General features: G+C 65.1%; 16 protein-coding genes. 10 read left to right on the top strand and 6 right to left on the bottom strand.

Annotated elements, in window-relative coordinates; translation table 11 throughout:
- Positions 1–54: 54 nt before the first annotated feature.
- The 3 genes from FIV34_RS01915 to secB all read right to left on the bottom strand — a co-directional run bounded on the left by FIV34_RS01915 (position 55) and on the right by secB (position 4,723).
- Complete coding sequence (locus tag FIV34_RS01915; RefSeq protein WP_139979136.1) at positions 55–3,066, bottom strand: DEAD/DEAH box helicase; 3,012 nt, start codon at positions 3,064–3,066, stop codon at positions 55–57.
- A gap of 121 nt (positions 3,067–3,187) precedes the next feature.
- Positions 3,188–4,225, bottom strand: coding sequence for an NAD(P)H-dependent glycerol-3-phosphate dehydrogenase (locus tag FIV34_RS01910; protein ID WP_139979134.1), 1,038 nt, complete (start codon positions 4,223–4,225; stop codon positions 3,188–3,190).
- A gap of 6 nt (positions 4,226–4,231) precedes the next feature.
- On the bottom strand, positions 4,232–4,723 hold the full coding sequence (gene secB, locus FIV34_RS01905) for a protein-export chaperone SecB (protein ID WP_139979132.1): 492 nt from the start codon (positions 4,721–4,723) through the stop codon (positions 4,232–4,234).
- Between the two features lie 310 nt (positions 4,724–5,033).
- On the opposite strand from secB, the gene rpmB reads away from it, so the two are divergent.
- Together rpmB and rpmG are read left to right on the top strand one after the other, a co-directional pair.
- Positions 5,034–5,270, top strand: coding sequence for a 50S ribosomal protein L28 (gene rpmB / locus FIV34_RS01900; protein ID WP_139979130.1), 237 nt, complete (start codon positions 5,034–5,036; stop codon positions 5,268–5,270).
- 12 nt (positions 5,271–5,282) lie between these two features.
- Positions 5,283–5,447, top strand: coding sequence for a 50S ribosomal protein L33 (rpmG, locus tag FIV34_RS01895; protein WP_139979128.1), 165 nt, complete (start codon positions 5,283–5,285; stop codon positions 5,445–5,447).
- Between the two features lie 119 nt (positions 5,448–5,566).
- Here the strand turns inward: rpmG and FIV34_RS01890 are convergent, their stop codons facing one another.
- Positions 5,567–6,760 (bottom strand): DesA family fatty acid desaturase, encoded by a 1,194-nt coding sequence (locus FIV34_RS01890; RefSeq protein ID WP_139979126.1) that lies wholly within the window; start codon positions 6,758–6,760, stop codon positions 5,567–5,569.
- 235 nt (positions 6,761–6,995) lie between these two features.
- Here FIV34_RS01890 and FIV34_RS01885 point away from each other — a divergent pair, with 235 nt between their 5' ends.
- From FIV34_RS01885 to mutM, 5 genes are read left to right on the top strand one after another with little or no spacing between them, the layout of a single operon-like run.
- The gene (locus tag FIV34_RS01885; RefSeq protein WP_139979123.1) at positions 6,996–7,727 is read left to right on the top strand and encodes an ABC transporter ATP-binding protein; all 732 of its coding nucleotides are present in this window, start codon (positions 6,996–6,998) and stop codon (positions 7,725–7,727) included.
- Positions 7,724–8,479 carry an ABC transporter permease gene (locus FIV34_RS01880; protein WP_139979121.1) on the top strand — a complete coding sequence of 252 codons (756 nt, stop codon included), beginning with the start codon at positions 7,724–7,726 and terminating at the stop codon, positions 8,477–8,479. Before FIV34_RS01885 ends, FIV34_RS01880 begins: the two co-directional genes overlap by 4 nt.
- The gene (locus FIV34_RS01875; RefSeq protein ID WP_139979119.1) at positions 8,479–9,825 is read left to right on the top strand and encodes a GldG family protein; all 1,347 of its coding nucleotides are present in this window, start codon (positions 8,479–8,481) and stop codon (positions 9,823–9,825) included. The genes FIV34_RS01880 and FIV34_RS01875 overlap by 1 nt, the downstream gene beginning before the upstream one ends.
- Before the next feature lie 2 nt (positions 9,826–9,827).
- The gene (locus tag FIV34_RS01870; RefSeq protein ID WP_139979117.1) at positions 9,828–10,295 is read left to right on the top strand and encodes a hypothetical protein; all 468 of its coding nucleotides are present in this window, start codon (positions 9,828–9,830) and stop codon (positions 10,293–10,295) included.
- Positions 10,296–10,337: 42 nt separating this feature from the next.
- Complete coding sequence (gene mutM / locus FIV34_RS01865; protein ID WP_139979114.1) at positions 10,338–11,150, top strand: bifunctional DNA-formamidopyrimidine glycosylase/DNA-(apurinic or apyrimidinic site) lyase; 813 nt, start codon at positions 10,338–10,340, stop codon at positions 11,148–11,150.
- A 10-nt stretch (positions 11,151–11,160) separates the two neighbouring features.
- Here mutM and FIV34_RS01860 read toward each other — a convergent pair whose 3' ends face one another.
- Together FIV34_RS01860 and FIV34_RS01855 are read right to left on the bottom strand one after the other, a co-directional pair.
- Complete coding sequence (locus FIV34_RS01860; protein WP_139979111.1) at positions 11,161–11,934, bottom strand: hypothetical protein; 774 nt, start codon at positions 11,932–11,934, stop codon at positions 11,161–11,163.
- The gene (locus tag FIV34_RS01855; RefSeq protein WP_139979109.1) at positions 11,931–12,584 is read right to left on the bottom strand and encodes a thymidine kinase; all 654 of its coding nucleotides are present in this window, start codon (positions 12,582–12,584) and stop codon (positions 11,931–11,933) included. Before FIV34_RS01855 ends, FIV34_RS01860 begins: the two co-directional genes overlap by 4 nt.
- 148 nt (positions 12,585–12,732) lie before the next feature.
- Between FIV34_RS01855 and FIV34_RS01850 the strand changes: the two genes are divergently transcribed.
- The 3 genes from FIV34_RS01850 (at position 12,733) to FIV34_RS01840 (ending at position 15,419) form a co-directional block, all read left to right on the top strand.
- A complete protein-coding gene (locus FIV34_RS01850; protein ID WP_139979107.1) occupies positions 12,733–13,842 on the top strand; it encodes a DUF262 domain-containing protein in 1,110 nt (369 codons plus the stop codon).
- The gene (locus tag FIV34_RS01845; RefSeq protein WP_139979105.1) at positions 13,839–14,558 is read left to right on the top strand and encodes a HEPN domain-containing protein; all 720 of its coding nucleotides are present in this window, start codon (positions 13,839–13,841) and stop codon (positions 14,556–14,558) included. The genes FIV34_RS01850 and FIV34_RS01845 overlap by 4 nt, the downstream gene beginning before the upstream one ends.
- A gap of 72 nt (positions 14,559–14,630) precedes the next feature.
- Entirely contained in the window at positions 14,631–15,419 is a 789-nt protein-coding gene (locus FIV34_RS01840) for a hypothetical protein (protein WP_139979103.1), read from the top strand.
- Positions 15,420–15,442: the final 23 nt, after the last annotated feature.

The following is a 15,442-nucleotide window of genomic DNA, read 5'->3' as shown; positions in this document are numbered from 1 at the left end:
GGTCTGGGCGTCCGTCTTGAGAAACGAGGACATCGTGCGCTTTTTAGTCGACGATCAGGCCGACGGCGCGAGCAACGCGTCGAGGTCGCTTTCGTCGAAGCTCAAGCGTTCGCGCGTGCCGCCGCCTTCGAGTACGGCATCGGCGAGTTCGGCCTTGCGGGCCTTGAGTTCTTCGATGCGTTCTTCGACGGTGCCTGCCGTGATCAGGCGATACACGAAGACCGGCTTGTCCTGCCCGATGCGGTGGGCGCGGTCGCTGGCCTGTGCTTCGGCAGCGGGGTTCCACCACGGGTCGTAGTGGATGACCGTGTCGGCGGCGGTGAGGTTGAGGCCGACGCCACCGGCCTTCAGCGAAAGCAGGAACAACGGCACGTCGCCATCCTGGAAACGCTGCACGGGCTCGGCGCGATCGCGCGTCTCGCCGGTGAGCGTGACGTAGCTGAGGCGGCGGCGGTCAAGTTCGCTGGCGATGAGCTTGAGCATCTCGGTGAACTGACTGAAGAGCAGCACGCGGCGGCCCTCGGCCAGCAGCGCCGGCAGCATGTCCATCAGCAGTTCGAACTTCGCCGACTCGCGCACGCCACGCGCGGCCTCGAGCTTTACCAGGCGCGGATCGCAGCAGACCTGGCGCAGCTTCAGCAGCGCATCGAGCACGACGATGCCGCTGTGCGCGATGCCGCGCTGGGCGATGACCTCGCGCAGCTCTTCGGCCAGCGACAGGCGCAGGCTTTCATAGAGATCGCGCTGGCGCGGCTCCATGACGACGCGGCGGGTGATTTCGGTTTTCGCCGGCAGCTCGGACGCCACCTGGGCTTTCGTGCGACGCAGGATGAACGGTGCGATGCGCCGGTTGAGGCGCTCCTGCACGGCGGTGTCCTGGTGCTTTTCAATCGGTGCGCGGTAATGCCGGCGGAACGCGCCTTCATCACCCAGCAGCCCCGGCACGGCGAGATCGATCTGCGACCACAGCTCGCCGAGGTGGTTTTCCAGCGGCGTACCGGTGAGGCACACGCAACGCGGGATCTTCAGCGCCAGCAACGCGCGGCGCGCCTGCGTGCGCGGGTTCTTCACCTGCTGCGCTTCGTCGAGCACCACCAGCGAGAACGGCTGCTTCTTCAATGTTTCCACATCGCGCGGGAGCAGCGCGTAGGTGGTGAGGATGACGTCGTTCTCGGCCATGCGCGTGAAGGTTTCCGCGCGCTGCGGACCATGCAGTGCAAGCACGCGCAGGCTCGGCGCAAAGCGCGCCACTTCGGACACCCAGTTCGGCACCAGGCTGGTCGGCACCACGACAAGCGCGGGCGCTTCCAGCTGGCCGCTCTGCTTCAGCGCGAGCAGATGCGTGATGAGCTGCAACGTCTTGCCCAGGCCCATGTCGTCCGCGAGGACGCCACCCGTGCCGGCTTCGGCGAGCGCATTCATCCAGCGCAGGCCGTCGCGCTGGTAGCCGCGCAGCTCGGCGTTGAGGCCGTCGGGAATCGCATCGCTCGCGCGTTCACCGGCTTCGCGCAGGCGACGGGTGAAACCGCGCAGGCGCTCCGGTGCTTCGAACGAACCGCCGCTGGGCAGCGCCTGCACCAGCTCTTCAAGGCGGCCGGCCTGCACGCGCGGCAGGTGCAATTGCTGGCGCGGCTTCTCGAGGTATTCGGCGAGCGGCGCCAGCAGGTCGCGCAGTTCTTTCAGGCGCACGGGCACGCGGCGACGATCGTCCACCGGCGCGTACCACACGGAATCTTCCGCCTCGCCCGGCATCGGGCTGAGGCTGAGCTGGTGCTCGGCGAGCGCCTGCGCCACGGCGGGCAGCAGGTTCACGCGGCGACCTTCCACCTCGATACCGATTTCGAGGTCGAACGCGCGGTCGGCGTCGTCTTCGCGGGCCTGGCCATACCAGTGCACCGGGCCTTCGAGCACTTCAAACGGGAAGCTGGGTGCGTAGTCGAGCAGGAAGCCATCGGCTTCGAGCTTCGCGCGCAGCGCCAGCCAGCGGGCCGGCGTATTCACTTCGAGCGCGCCAGCGTAGCCCTTGCCGGGGAACAGCCACGCATCCTCGGGCAAGGTATCGGCCATGTCCCACGGCAGGCCCTCGGTATCCACGGCCGGATTCAGGCCCACGGATTCGAGGTTCTCCATGCTGGCGAGTTCTTCCGCACGACGGCGGGTGATCTCCAGCAGCACGCCATTGCGCACGCGACGCACGAGCGGCTCGCCACCACGGCCCGGCAGGCGCTCGCCCGCGTAGTCGAAGGACAGGCGGCCGTAGGCGAGCGGCGGGGTGCCGGCCGCGAGGCGGGCGTGACGGGTCAGCGCGTGCAGGGTGAGCACCGGGCGCGGCGAGACTTCCGCACGGCGCATTTCGGCGAACACCTGGGGCGCGGGTACGCGCGAGCCCATGCCGGCGTCGCCGATGCTCGTGGCAAACACGGCCGTGCTCTCCGGCGGCAGCGGCGGCAGGTCGAGCCAGGCGCTTTCTACCGGGTCGCTTTCCAGCAGGCCGACCTCGGCATGCTCGGCATCGAGGAACCACAGCGTGCCCACGCGGAACAGGCGCTGGCTGGGTGCCACATCGGGCAGCAGCTTCTGGCCACCATCCTTTTCCACGTTCCAGCGCCACTTGAGCGGGCGCGCCTCGCCACGCGACAGGCGCAGGCCAGCGACGCCACCGAAGAAGCACGGCGCTGCGCCGAGCACGTCGGCCAGCAGCTGGTCGCCCAGCGGGCCGGCGAAGCGGGCGTAGCTGCGGCTCTTGCGCAGGGTCTGCGGCAGGCCAAGCACGGTAGCGGCAAGGCGCTTCTCATCGACGGTGAGAGCGGATTCGGGGAGGTGGCGCGCATCCAGCGGGAGCGGCCGGGTGAACCGGCCATCATCGCCCTGCGTGAGCAGGACAGGGGCGACATCCAGGCGCGCGGCCGGCTCGTGGTCATCATTGATGCCCTCGAGGAAGAAACCCAGGACCGTGCGGTCCGTCGAAGGAGCCTTGGGCGTGATCCCGCCGAGGGCGCGTTGCCACGCCACCGGGAGTTCGCCTGCCGGTGCGGCTCGCCTGCGCTTGTCGTCCGGTTGATGCATCCGTGTCGGTCTCGTCTGCGCGACCAAAACAGGAAGCTTAGCAAAGGCGAGGTGACGTGCCCGTAGGACTTTTTACCCGGGACCGGCCCGGTTCAGCGAGCCGGGCGGCAGGCCGGCGCCCTCAGGCGCGCCGGTTGGCGAACAGGTCCACCGGGTACTCGGCCTTCTGCTCGCGGCCCATGAGCTGGCGCACGCCCTCTTCCGGGGTGACTTCGCCGTGCAGCACGGCGCGGACGGCGGCGGAAATCGGCAGGTCGAGGCCATGGAAACCGGCCAGGCGGGCCACTTCATCGGCCGTCACCACGCTTTCCACCACCTGGCCGATCTGGCGAACGGCCTCCTGCAACGGGATGCCCTTGCCCAGGGCCAGGCCCAGGCGGCGGTTGCGGGAGAGGTCGCCGGTGCAGGTGAGCACCAGGTCGCCGAGGCCCGCCAGGCCCATCAGCGTCTCGGCGCGGGCCCCCAGGGCCACGCCCAGGCGCAGCATCTCGTTCATGCCGCGGGTGATCAGGCCGGCGCGGGCGTTGAGGCCCAGCTCCATGCCGTCGGCCACGCCGGTGGCCACGGCCAGCACGTTCTTCATCGCCCCGCCCAGCTCGGCGCCGAGGATGTCGTTGCCGGTGTAGGCGCGAAAATTCGGAGCGTGCAGCAGGACCGCCAGCTCCTTGCCGAAGGCCTCGTCCGTGGCATGCACGGTGACGGCGCTGGGCAGGCCGGCGGTCACCTCGCGGGCGAACGACGGCCCGGTGACCACCGCGGCCGGGTGGCCGGGCAGCTTTTCGTTGACCAGCTCATGCAGGAAACGGCCCGTGCCCGTCTCGAAGCCCTTGGTGGCCCAGGAAATACGGGCACCGGGGTCGAGCATCGGGATGATCTCGTCCAGCACGGACGCGAAGGCGTGGCTGGGCACCACGATGAGCACGATGCCCGCGCCGCGCACGGCAGTGGCGAGATCGGCCTCGTAGCCCAGTTCCGGCGGGAGATCCAGGTCGGGCAGGTAGCGCAGGTTACGCCGCGCCGAGGCCATCTCGGCCAGGGCGTCGGCGTCACGCCCCCACAGGCGCGTGGGGACGTCGTTGCGCGCCAGCAGGGCAGCCAGTGCGGTGCCCCATGACCCGGCGCCAAGGACGGCGACGGTGGGTCGGGAAGGCGCGGTCACGTGGGCTTAGCTGTTGAGCGTGTGAGTACCGGCGCCTTCGACCTGCTGGCGCTGCTGCTCGGCGTACAGGGCGTCGAAGTTGATCGGCTGCAGGAGGAACGGCGGGAAGCCACCTTCCTGGATCATGGCCGAGACCATCTGGCGACCGTACGGGAACAGCAGGTTCGGGCAGTAGGAGCCGAGGATGCCGTCGCGGTCTTCATCGGTGAAGCCACCGATGCCGAAGATGCCGGCCTGGTGCACTTCGGCCAGGTACGCCGTGCGCTCGCCCAGGGCGCAGGTGAGCGTGAGCGAGAGGACCACTTCGTACAGGTCGTTGCCGAGGTCGACGGCCTTGTGGCCCAGGTTCAGCTGGACCTGCGGCTGGGCTTCCGTCTCACCCATTTCCTGGAAGATCTGCGGGGCGTTGGGGGCTTCGAACGAAGCGTCCTTCACGTAGATCTTCTGCAGCACGAGCTGGGGCTGGCCGGCCTGGCCGTTGGCGGTGATGTCTGCCATGGGTCTGTTCCTCGAAAATTGCGTCGTTGGGTGTGGATTCACGCCAGCGGCGCGAAAGCCGGGATTGTTTCACACAACCCGGGCAAGCGCACATCCGGCTTGCGTGAAGCGGTAGGAATCTGGGAGAATGCCCGGCTTCCCTATGCCAACCCGATTCGTCGGGCAGGTCCGTCACGCGACGCGGGCCTCGAACTGGCGGAAGCGCTCCATCTCCAGCCATCGCGTGGCGCCCCTGTTTCCACGGGTTGCGCTGCTGGGCCGATGCCACCCTGGCCAAAGGGTGGTCTAACAGAATCTATAAGGAGGCCCCATGGCCCGTAGATGCCAAGTCACCAACAAGGGTGTGCAGACCGGTAACAACGTCTCGCACGCGAACAACAAGACCCGTCGCCGCTGGTTGCCGAACCTGCACGAGCGTCGCTTCTGGGTCGCCAGCGAAGGCCGTTGGGTCAAGCTGCGCGTTTCGAATCATGCCCTGCGCACCATCGACAAGAACGGCATCGAAGCCGTGCTGGCCGACCTCCGTGCCCGTGGCGAGAAGATCTAAAGGAGTCTGACAATGGCTGGCAAGCGCGACAAGATTCGCCTGATCTCCTCCGCGGGTACCGGGCACTTCTACACCACGGACAAGAACAAGAAGAACACGCCGGAAAAGATGGAGATCAAGAAGTACGATCCCGTCATCCGCAAGCACGTGATGTACAAGGAAGGCAAGATCAAGTAATTGATCTTCGAAAGACCCGCCGAAAGGCGGGTTTTTTTTCGCCTGCACACCGCGGGCGATGCAAAAAAAAAGACCCGCCGGTGAGGCGGGTCTTTTCGTTTCCGGGCGGGTAGCGAGGATCAGGCGCCGACGGCGGAGTAACCCTTCAGCCGCTGCGCGAACTGCTGCAGCGAACGGATGCCGCTTTCTTCCGCTTCGTGGATCCACTGCTGCAGGGCGTTGAGCGCCTTGTCTGCACCACGCTCTTCCATCAAAGCCACCAGGCGGGCGCGGAAATCGCACACCGTCTGCAGGGCCGGACGATTGGCCAGCGCGGCCTGCATGCGCTCGCGGGCATCGTTGTCGAGCCAGCGGCCGCCGTCAGCCAGCGCACGACGCATGCGGCGCGGAATGGCCTTCATGCGGTCGCCCGCCTGGCCCACTTCCTCGCGCATCGTCGGCAGGATGACGTTGCGGTAGTAGTCCGTGGTGGCCTGGAAACGCAGCGTCAGCACGCCCTTCAGCGTTTCGGCGTCCGGCAGGTGCACGTTCGGGCGGATGTTCAGCGTCGGCGCGACGCGCAGCACCTTCGCCAGGCGAACGGCGCGCAGGGAACAGATCGCCGCCCAGCCAATATCGAACTCCCACTTGCGCAGGGCGAACTTCGCCGAGCTCGGGAAGGCGTGGTGGTTGTTGTGCAGCTCTTCGCCACCGATCCAGAAGCCCCACGGCGAGATGTTCGTCGCGGTGTCGCTGCTTTCGAAGTTGCGGTAGCCCCACCAGTGGCCGATGCCGTTGACGAAGCCGGCGGCCCAGAACGGGATCCAGAGCATCTGGATGGCCCACAGGGCCATGCCGATCACGCCGAACAGCGAGACATTGATGATGGCCATCAGCACGGGCCCCCAGTACGGGTGCTTGCCGAACAGGTGGCGCTCGAACCAGTCTTCCGGCGTACCGCGGCCGTATTTCTCCATGTCGGCCTTGTTGTAGCTGGCCTCACGGTAGAGGGACACACCGTCCAGGAACACCTTCTTGATGCCGAAGATCTGCGGGCTATGCGGATCTTCCTCGGTCTCGACCTTGGCGTGGTGCTTGCGGTGGATAGCCACCCACTCCTTCACGACCATACCGGTGGTCAGCCACCCCCAGAAACGGAAGAAACCGTTGAGGGTCCAGTGGAAATCGACGCCGCGATGGGTTGCGCTGCGGTGGTAGTACAGCGTCACCGTGAAAATGGTGAGCTGGGTGACCACGAGCATATAGACCACCATCTCGCCCCACGTAGCGCGGGTGAGGCCGTTGGCCAGGAAGTCGAGCACCGTGTCGAACATCGAGTCGTTACCGCCAGGGTAGTGAAGGGGATGTACAAGATGCAGTTTATATGCGGCGTTCCATACCCACCAGCACGGGACGCGGCAAATTGTGAAGCCCATGGTTGTGTGTATTGGCGCGCTTTCCGCACAATCGCCCGATGACCGCGACCCGCCCTGTTCAGCCATGTGAAACCGTCCGCGCACGATGCGCGCAGGATCCTGCGCGTTGGGCGCCGATCGGCGATTTAGGCGCATGATGACGCCAGCTTTGCTGAATGTCGCAGGCGTTTCGCGACGCCGCGCTGGCCGCCCCGCCGTCACCGACGTCTCGTTTTCGCTGAACCGGGGCGAAGTGCTCGGCCTGCTCGGGGTCAATGGGGCGGGTAAATCCACCACCCTGCAGATGCTGGCAGGTGCCCTGGCACCCGATTCGGGCACCATTACGCTCGATGGCCGCGACTTTGTGTCAGCGCCCGGCATCGCCCGGCAGCTGATCGGCTGGCTGCCGGAAAGCGCGCCGCTGTGGCCTGAACTCACCGTCGAGGAACACCTGCAGGCCTTTTCGGCCCTGCGTGGCGCCTCGAAGCGTGATGCCCGGGCCGCCGCGGGCCACATCATCAACCGCCTGCAGCTGGGCGACCTGCGCCGCCGCCTCGCCGGCGTGCTGTCGCAGGGCCAGCGCCAGCGCCTTGGCCTGGCCTGCGCCCTCGTCCACGAGCCGGCCCTCCTTATCCTCGACGAGCCCGCCAACGCGCTGGATCCGGTGCAGGTGGGTGAACTGCGCAAGCTGATCCGTGAGCGCGCCGCCGCGGGCACCGCCGTCATTCTCTCCACCCACGTCCTGGGTGAAGTGGTGGCGGTATGCGACCGCGTGGCCATCCTTCACGAGGGCCGCCTGCGCCACGATGCGCCGCTCGCTGGCGAAGCCGGCGGTAAGGCCCTCGAGTCCACGTTCTTCACCATCGCCACGGGAGCGGCCGCATGAGCCTCGCCGCCGTGACCCGCCTCGAACTTCGCCGCCTCGCCGTGCGCCCACTGGCCTGGGCGCTGGCCGCCCTGACCATCGCCTGGCTGGCGTGGACCTTCGTCCTTGGCCTGGGCCAGTTCCTCGGCGCGCAGGTGAAGCTGGCCGCCGTGGCCGACGCCCCGGGGTTCACCGACCTCGTCGCCATCCCCCTGCTGGCCGAGCTGATCAAGCTTTCCTTCCTCGTCGTGCCCCTGATGACGATGTCCCTGCTGGCCGGCGAACGCCGCACGGGCACCCTCGCCCTGCTCGCTTCCACGGGCCTGGCGCCGTGGCGCATCGTCATCGGCAAGTACCTGGCCGTGCTGGCATGGCTGGGACTCTGGCTGCTGGCGACCCTGGCCATGCCGCTGATCGTCGGCACGGGCGGCACCGCCGACTGGGGCAAGCTCGCCGCGGCGACCCTGGGCACCGCGCTTGCGCTGGCCACCCTCGCGGCCATCGGTGTCGCGTGCTCGGCGGCGACCGCCTTCCCCGCCATCGCCGCCGCCATGGCGCTGATCATCACGCTCGCGCTGTGGACCATCGACCGCGGGGCGCAGGCCGCTGGCGTCAGCGGTGGCTTCCTCGACTGGATGGCGATGGCCACGCATTTGCAGAATCTCCTGCGCGGCCTGGTCACCTCGGTGGATGTCGTGTGGTTTCTCCTGATCACGGCGCTCGCGCTGATCCTTGCCATCCGCCGCCTCGGCGCCGACCGGGAGCGCCAGTGATGCGCCGTTTTGATCGCTGGCTCGTCGTGCTGGGGCTGTTCGTTGCCGCAGGCTGCCTGGGCTTCCTGAGTTCGCGCCATGTGTGGACCGCCGACTGGACCCGCGGCGCGCGCGCCAGCCTCGCACCCGAAAGCGTCGCGGTCCTGGCGAAGCTGCCCGGCGAGGTCCAGGTGGTGGGCTACCTCTCGCCCACCGGCCCGCTGCGCGAGCAGACCGCCGCGGTGATCGAACGCTATAGCCGCGCGAAGCACGACCTCGTGCTGTCCTTCGTCGATCCGGACAAGGATCCGGCCGCGTCGCGCCAGCTCGGCATCGCCGGCGACGGCGCCCTGCTCATCCGCTACAAGGGCCGGGAGGAACGCGTCGAAAGCCCGATCAACGAGCGCAACCTCTCCAACGCGCTGGAGCGGCTCGCACGCGGCGCCGATCGCATCGTGGCGTTCGTCACCGGCGATGGCGAGCGGCAGGGCGACGGCATCGCCAATGCCGATCTCGGCGTGTTCATGCGCCAGATGGAGCGTCGCGGCCTGCGCGCCGTGCCGCTGAATTTCAGCCAGACGCAGGGCGTACCCGAGCACACCGACCTGGTGGTGCTGGCCAGCCCGACTTCCGCACTGCCGGCACCGGCCGTGGCGGCGCTGGTCGATTACATCCATGGCGGCGGCAACCTGCTGTGGCTGACCGAGCCGGGAAATGACGACCTGGGCACGGGCGCGCTGGCGGATGTGCTTGGCGTACGCGTGCTGCCGGGCGTACTGGTGGACGGCCAGGGCAGCACGCTCAACGTGAAGGACCCACGCATCGTCGTCGAGGCGGAGTACCCCTTCCACGCGATTACCCGCGCGTTCCGCGACACCACGCTGTTCCCGCAGGTGTCGGCGCTGGCCCAGGTCTCCGACCACGACTGGGCCGTCGTGCCGTTCCTGCGTTCCGGCGCGCGCAGCTGGACCGCGTTTGGCGGCATCGACAACGCCTCGCCTTCCACCATCGCCTTTCATCCGGAAGCTGGTGAACTCAAGGGTCCGCTGGACTTTGGTTTCGCGCTGAATCGTCTCTCGCCCAGCCCCGATAAAAGCGAGCAGCGTGCGGTGGTGATCGGCGACGGCGATTTCCTCTCCAACACCTACGTCGGCAACGGTGGCAACCGCGCCCTCGGCGAGCGGCTGTTCAACTGGCTGCTCGGCGACGACGTGCTGGTGGACCTGCCGGCCCGTGGCGCCCCGGATCGCGTGATCAACGTCTCGCAGGATGGCCTCACGGCGCTCACGTTCGGTTTCCTGGTGGCGCTGCCCGTGTTGCTGCTGGCGGCCGGTGGCTTCATCGCCTGGCGCCGGCGGAGGCGTTGAGCATGCGCGCGCGAATCATCGGCATCGTCGTACTGCTGGCGCTGATCGGTGCGGTGGCGTGGCAGATGCATGCCGACACCGCGGAGCTGCGCGCCCACACGCTCACCAACCTTGACCCCGTCGACGTGAAGCGCATCGACCTGACGATGAAGGGCGTGGCGCCACAGCATTTCGAGCGCAGCGGCGACGGCTGGACCGGCGTCGACCAGGGCCGGCCGGCGGATCTTGCGCTGCTGGCCGAAACGCCCGTGGCCGAATGGAAGCCCGCCAGTGACTTCGACCTTGCCAAGCTGGGCCTGACACCCCCGCTCGCCGTGCTGACCCTCGACGACACCCGCATCGAATACGGCGACATGGCCGCGCTGGGCCGCCAGCGCTACGCCCGCGTCGGCAACCGCATCGCGTTCATTCCCGCGCAGGCCCTGCCGCGCGCCCCGCGCACCAAGGCCCTGCCCACCGACCCGATGTGAGCCGCGCTTGCCCCGGGCGCCGGATAACCCCACATTCCGTGCATGCCCGAATTACCTGAAGTCGAAACCACCCGTCGCGGGATCGCGCCCCATATCGAAGGCCGGCGCGTCACGGGCGTGGTCCTGCGCCGCCCCGACCTGCGCTGGCCGATCCCCCGGGAAGTGGCCGAGCTGCTGCCGGGCCAGGTGGTCGACAGCGTCGATCGCCGGGCGAAATACCTGCTGCTGAACACCAGCGCGGGCACGGCCCTGCTGCACCTGGGCATGTCGGGCATGCTGCGCGTGTTGCCTGCCGATACGCCCATTGCGAAACACGACCATGTCGATATCGCCTTCGATACGGGCAGCGTGCTGCGCTTTACCGATCCACGCCGCTTCGGTGCCTTGCTGTGGCAGATGCCGGGCGAAACGCACGAGCTGCTCGAGGGCATTGGCCCCGAGCCGCTGACCGACGACTTCGATGGCGAGCGCATGTACCAGCTCTCGCGGGGACGCACGGCACCGGTAAAGACCTTCCTGATGGACAACGCGGTGGTCGTCGGCGTCGGCAACATCTACGCCAGCGAAGCGCTGTTCGCGGCAGGTATCGATCCACGCCGCGCGGCGGGCAAGGTATCGCGCGAGCGTTACCTGCGACTCGCGCAGGAAGTGAAGCGCATCCTCGCGCTGGCCATTAACCGTGGCGGCACCACGCTACGCGACTTCCTCGCGCCCGACGGTGCGCCGGGCTACTTCTTCCAGGAACTGTTCGCGTACGGCCGCGCAGGCGAGGCGTGCAAGGTGTGCGGCACGCCGATTCGCGTGGTGACGCTGGGACAGCGGGCGTCGTTCTATTGCCCGCACTGCCAGCGCTGACGCCCGACGATCAATCGGGCCAGCGCATCGCCGCGTGGGAATTGTTGAACGTCGGGTCGGTCTCGTCACCGCTCAGCGCGACGATAAGGCCACCGTTCACGCCATCGACTTCAACGGCCTGCCCGTCTTCGAAATGCGTACCCAGCGCACCGAGGTCGACGAAGCGCTCGGCGAGCGCGCCGGCGTAATCGATCAGGCTGTCGGGCACGTTGGTAAGGCTCACATCGGGGCGGCCGAACTTGCGCATGCCGCGCGTGCGGATCCACGAGCGTCCCGGGGTCGCTTCTGGGCTGCACAGGATCAGCACGTGGTGGCGCGTCGGTGCGCCGCCGTCCACCAGGTAATGCTCACGCCAGGCGGCCGCGTCGAACAGGGTGAGGATCTGCGGGTCGATGACCACGCTGCCACCCACGTCGGTGAGGGCCGCGACCACGCCGAGCGTGTCGCGCAGGTAGTCCAGGCTGTCCTGGTCCGGGAAGCGGCCGCGGATCGCCATGACGTGAGGGGCGGCCTTCGCCTTCGCGTAGGCTTCGGGGCTGTCCTCGCGGAGCAGGTCGCCGAGCGCACCGTCCAGCGGGTAGCCTTCCCAGCGCTTCAGCACGGCGTTCTGGAAGCGGCGCATTTCCACACCCTCCGGAAGGCCCGGGCTGCCGTACTTAATCGAGGGGATGGCCACATCCTCGGGAAAGCTGCCGAACACGAAGAACAGCAGCACGCCGTGCTCGTCGCTGGGCTGCCAGTGGGGGCGCGGCCAGCTGGCGGCGGTAGTCGTCGTCTCGGTCACGCGTCGTTTCCTTCGGTCGGTTCGGTTTCACCCAGCGGCAGCACGGATTGCTGCAGCTCGATACGGCCTTCGCCGGCGGTGATCGTCTTGAACTCCGCGCGGCTCACCGAGACATAGCGGTCGTTGCCGCCGATCTCAACCTGCGGGCCCTGGGTGACGGCGCGGCCGTGTTCATCCACGCGGACCACCATGGTGGCCTTCTTGCCCGAATGGCAGATCGTCTTGATCTCGTCGAGATTGTCCGCCCAGGCCAGCAGGTAGCGACTGCCCTCGAACAGCTCGCCCATGAAATCCGTGCGCAGGCCATAGGCCAGCACGGGGATATGCAGGCGGTCCACCACGTCGGTGAGCTGCCAGACCTGGTTCTTGCTCAGGAACTGGGCTTCGTCCACCAGCACGCAGTGCAGGGGGCCGCGGGCCGCGATATCGCGCTCCACCACGGAAAAGATGTCTTCGTCGCCCGCGAAGCGCATGGCGCGGGCCTGCAGGCCAATCCGCGAGGCGACGATGCCTTCCCCGTAGCGGTTGTCCAGCGCCGGGGTGAGAATCAGGGTCCGCATGCCACGCTCGTGGTAGTTGTGAGCGCTCTGCAGCAGGGTCGTGGTCTTGCCGGCGTTCATCGCCGAATAATAGAAATACAGCTTGGCCATGCCTTGGATTCCAGCTTTCCAGCCACCCATGGTACCGGCCAAGCGTCATGTGGCCTAGCCCAAAAACTGACGCCAGCGCACTAATGCGAGGTATAGCGACTACGGGTAAGCTAGCTCGCCAAACAATCCATCAGGGAGGGGGAACCCCATGGCATCAAAGAAAATATTCAGTCAGGACCAAGAGACGCTCGCTGACGCCCTCTTTCCGTCCGAGCCCGAGGAGGAACTGGAGGAAGCAATACTATCCATTCCCCCGGAAAGGCGCGTCTTGCGTACTGAGCAATACGACTTTTCCGTTTCGACGCTAGTCGCAATGATGGATAAGAAAGAAGTCACGGTCCCGAACTTTCAGCGGCGGTATGTGTGGAGCGACCGCCAAGCCTCTCGCTTGGTAGAGTCGCTCATAATCCAATGCCCCATCCCGGTCATCTATCTCAATCAAGAGAGAGATGAGACATTTTCGGTGATCGACGGCAATCAGCGATTGAATAGCTTGAAGCGATTCCTTGCCGATGAATTTGCCCTCACAGGAATGACTAGTTATCCAGAGCTCAGCGGACTGTACTGCTCACAGCTTGACAAGAGAATCTTCCGACATGTGAACAATCGAGTCCTTCGGTGCACTGTCATCCTCAAAGAGACACATCCCCAGGTCAAGTTCGACGTATTCGAGCGGCTGAATTCCGGTGCCGTCGCGCTAACGCGCCAAGAACTCCGGCACGGCCTCTATTACGGCCCTCTCTTGAAGGCCGCGTCTTCTGTCGCGAAGGAACTGCAACTTCAAGCGCATTTCGGTGGACGCAAAGATAAGCGCATGAAAGCCGAGGAACTCGTAATTCGCTTCTGGGCACTCGTAAGCGGCATTGGCGCCTACGAAAAGCCTCTCGCGACGTTCATATCGAGCTATGCCGAAAACAACCGTAACGTCGCTGACGATAAAATCGAGGAGCTCGTGGATACAATTAGACGAGCTCATGCGAGGGCTGTCGAACTGTTTGGCGCAAGTTCGTTCGCCTATGCCAAGGATGGTCGCGCGAGATTTAATGCCGCAGTATTTGACGCTCAGATGATTTCGTGCTCCCGCCTTACTGAAGCCCGATACATCGAACTTGGCAAGAGAAAAGCGAAGGTCCGAGCCGCATTCGACGCACTTCAGAATGACAATGACTTCTCGCGTAGCGTGACGCTAGCAACGAGCGACAAGGCGGCTTTGCAAGGAAGAATCCACAAAGTTTCAGCGCTTCTGAAAAGCCTATGAGCTACAGGCACAGCAGGGCGCGACGCGCGTTTCAGCTGCAGATAAGTCAGTCATTGACTGAGCTCATGCCTCTGTACAGACACGCCCGGAGTTATGGGGGAGGCGAATCCAGGCTTCTGGCTGCTTACTACGTATTCGCCTTCGCTCAATTTGAACAGTACGTCAAAAGCCTCGTCGAAGACCTCATTGCTGCGATCGTTCATGCGAGCCCTGCTCTTGATCGGGTACCAGACTTGATGCTTGGCTACATTCTTCACAAGAGTGAGAACCTAGGACGCGGTTATCGCAAATTTGGTTTCGCCGAGGACGAAGGCGCGTTGCTCGAATCCGTCGCCGCCGCTGCGCGCAAAGTCGCGCAATGGGGGCAAGCAAGCCAGCTTCAGACTCAGCTCGAAACGGCTTCGTTCCTCGAAAAGAAGAAATACCCATCCCCGAAGAATCTGCCTCAGTTGTTTCGGAGACTTGGCGTGCGGGCAATTTGGCCAGTCATAAACTCCGCCGGGAAGATGAATGGTGAATTGATGCTTACATCGTTGAATGATCTCCGAACTGGGATCGCCCACGAGGGCCGTGTCCCTCCTGGATTCAGCCTCTCCGACTTCAAGGGCCGTATCGACCAAATGGAGCGATTCGTCGCAGCTCTAGATCGAGGCATATCAAAATATTACTGTGGCGTAGTAATGCCAAGATCAGTGTGGAACAGTCAGATGTCATAGGTACGAACGGGCTGATGAGGCCACGCGAGACCGTTTCACAAACCCTCCAATTGACTCAGCAAGGCTCACGCCGTGAAGGCCAAATTCCTAAACATCGACGCTTGGGCCGCAACTCTTGCTTCGGTGACATTCGCTACCACGTGCGTCGCGTTCGCCCTACTGCGCGGCGCCGGCTTTTTGAAACTTAGTGGCACAGCTCCATCGGCCTCGGAACTCAACCTAATTGGTGGCTTTCTTGGCGGGATTTTTGCGCCCCTAGCGCTGTTGTGGGCTGCGCGCTCGTTCTTTCTTCAACGGCAACAGCTGATCGCCACGATGTCAGCGATGACCGAGCAAGCTGAGCTGCTGCGAGCTGCAAATGCAAACCAAATCGCACAGCTTGCAACACTTGAGCATCACCGAGCTGAAGATAAGCGTGCGAATGAGGATCAGACAGCGCCACGTCTTTCGCTCAGGAGTATCACGAATGAATGGTCTGAGGAAAAAAAAGCAACGCGCTTTGCCACAGAAATTATAAACGTCGGATCGCTGGCGCTCGGATACCGGATCCGGATCTATACAAAGGCGCTTGTGGATGGAAAGGCCATCACTGTATTTACGTATGAGACGGCTGTACCGTTACGCCCGGATGAATCCATCGAAATTGATGTTTACTTGAAAATCGCTTCGGAACCAGAGCTTCGGCGGAATGGATTCACATGTGAGGTAGTATCCATGCGGACGGACCAGAGAACAGCGCTCCAGACATTCTCCACTAACGACTTGTTGAATTATTTCGAGCCAGAAACCTTTGAGCCCGTGTCAAAAACGCACAGCTTTCGCCTACCCCCTTTCAGCCGACGCGGCGCGGGCGGACGGTAGCCTGCACGTCCGATGGCCAGCCA

It is taken from the genome of Luteibacter pinisoli, from assembly GCF_006385595.1.
Lineage (GTDB): Bacteria > Pseudomonadota > Gammaproteobacteria > Xanthomonadales > Rhodanobacteraceae > Luteibacter > Luteibacter pinisoli.
Note: the sequence above shows the minus strand (reverse complement) of the source record. Positions and strands in the feature narration are given on the sequence as shown.

Bases quoted from the DNA above. Each gene is read 5' to 3' on its own strand.
- rpmB (WP_139979130.1), top strand. From the start codon at position 5,034: ATGGCCCGTAGATGCCAAGTCACCAACAAGGGTGTGCAGACCGGTAAC.
- FIV34_RS01870 (WP_139979117.1), top strand. From the start codon at position 9,828: ATGCGCGCGCGAATCATCGGCATCGTCGTACTGCTGGCGCTGATCGGT.
- FIV34_RS01850 (WP_139979107.1), top strand. From the start codon at position 12,733: ATGGCATCAAAGAAAATATTCAGTCAGGACCAAGAGACGCTCGCTGAC.
- mutM (WP_139979114.1), top strand. From the start codon at position 10,338: ATGCCCGAATTACCTGAAGTCGAAACCACCCGTCGCGGGATCGCGCCC.
- secB (WP_139979132.1), bottom strand. From the start codon at position 4,723: ATGGCAGACATCACCGCCAACGGCCAGGCCGGCCAGCCCCAGCTCGTG.
- FIV34_RS01875 (WP_139979119.1), top strand. From the start codon at position 8,479: ATGCGCCGTTTTGATCGCTGGCTCGTCGTGCTGGGGCTGTTCGTTGCC.
- FIV34_RS01855 (WP_139979109.1), bottom strand. From the start codon at position 12,584: ATGGCCAAGCTGTATTTCTATTATTCGGCGATGAACGCCGGCAAGACC.
- FIV34_RS01885 (WP_139979123.1), top strand. From the start codon at position 6,996: ATGATGACGCCAGCTTTGCTGAATGTCGCAGGCGTTTCGCGACGCCGC.
- rpmG (WP_139979128.1), top strand. From the start codon at position 5,283: ATGGCTGGCAAGCGCGACAAGATTCGCCTGATCTCCTCCGCGGGTACC.
- FIV34_RS01890 (WP_139979126.1), bottom strand. From the start codon at position 6,760: ATGTTCGACACGGTGCTCGACTTCCTGGCCAACGGCCTCACCCGCGCT.
- FIV34_RS01880 (WP_139979121.1), top strand. From the start codon at position 7,724: ATGAGCCTCGCCGCCGTGACCCGCCTCGAACTTCGCCGCCTCGCCGTG.
- FIV34_RS01915 (WP_139979136.1), bottom strand. From the start codon at position 3,066: ATGCATCAACCGGACGACAAGCGCAGGCGAGCCGCACCGGCAGGCGAA.
- FIV34_RS01845 (WP_139979105.1), top strand. From the start codon at position 13,839: ATGAGCTACAGGCACAGCAGGGCGCGACGCGCGTTTCAGCTGCAGATA.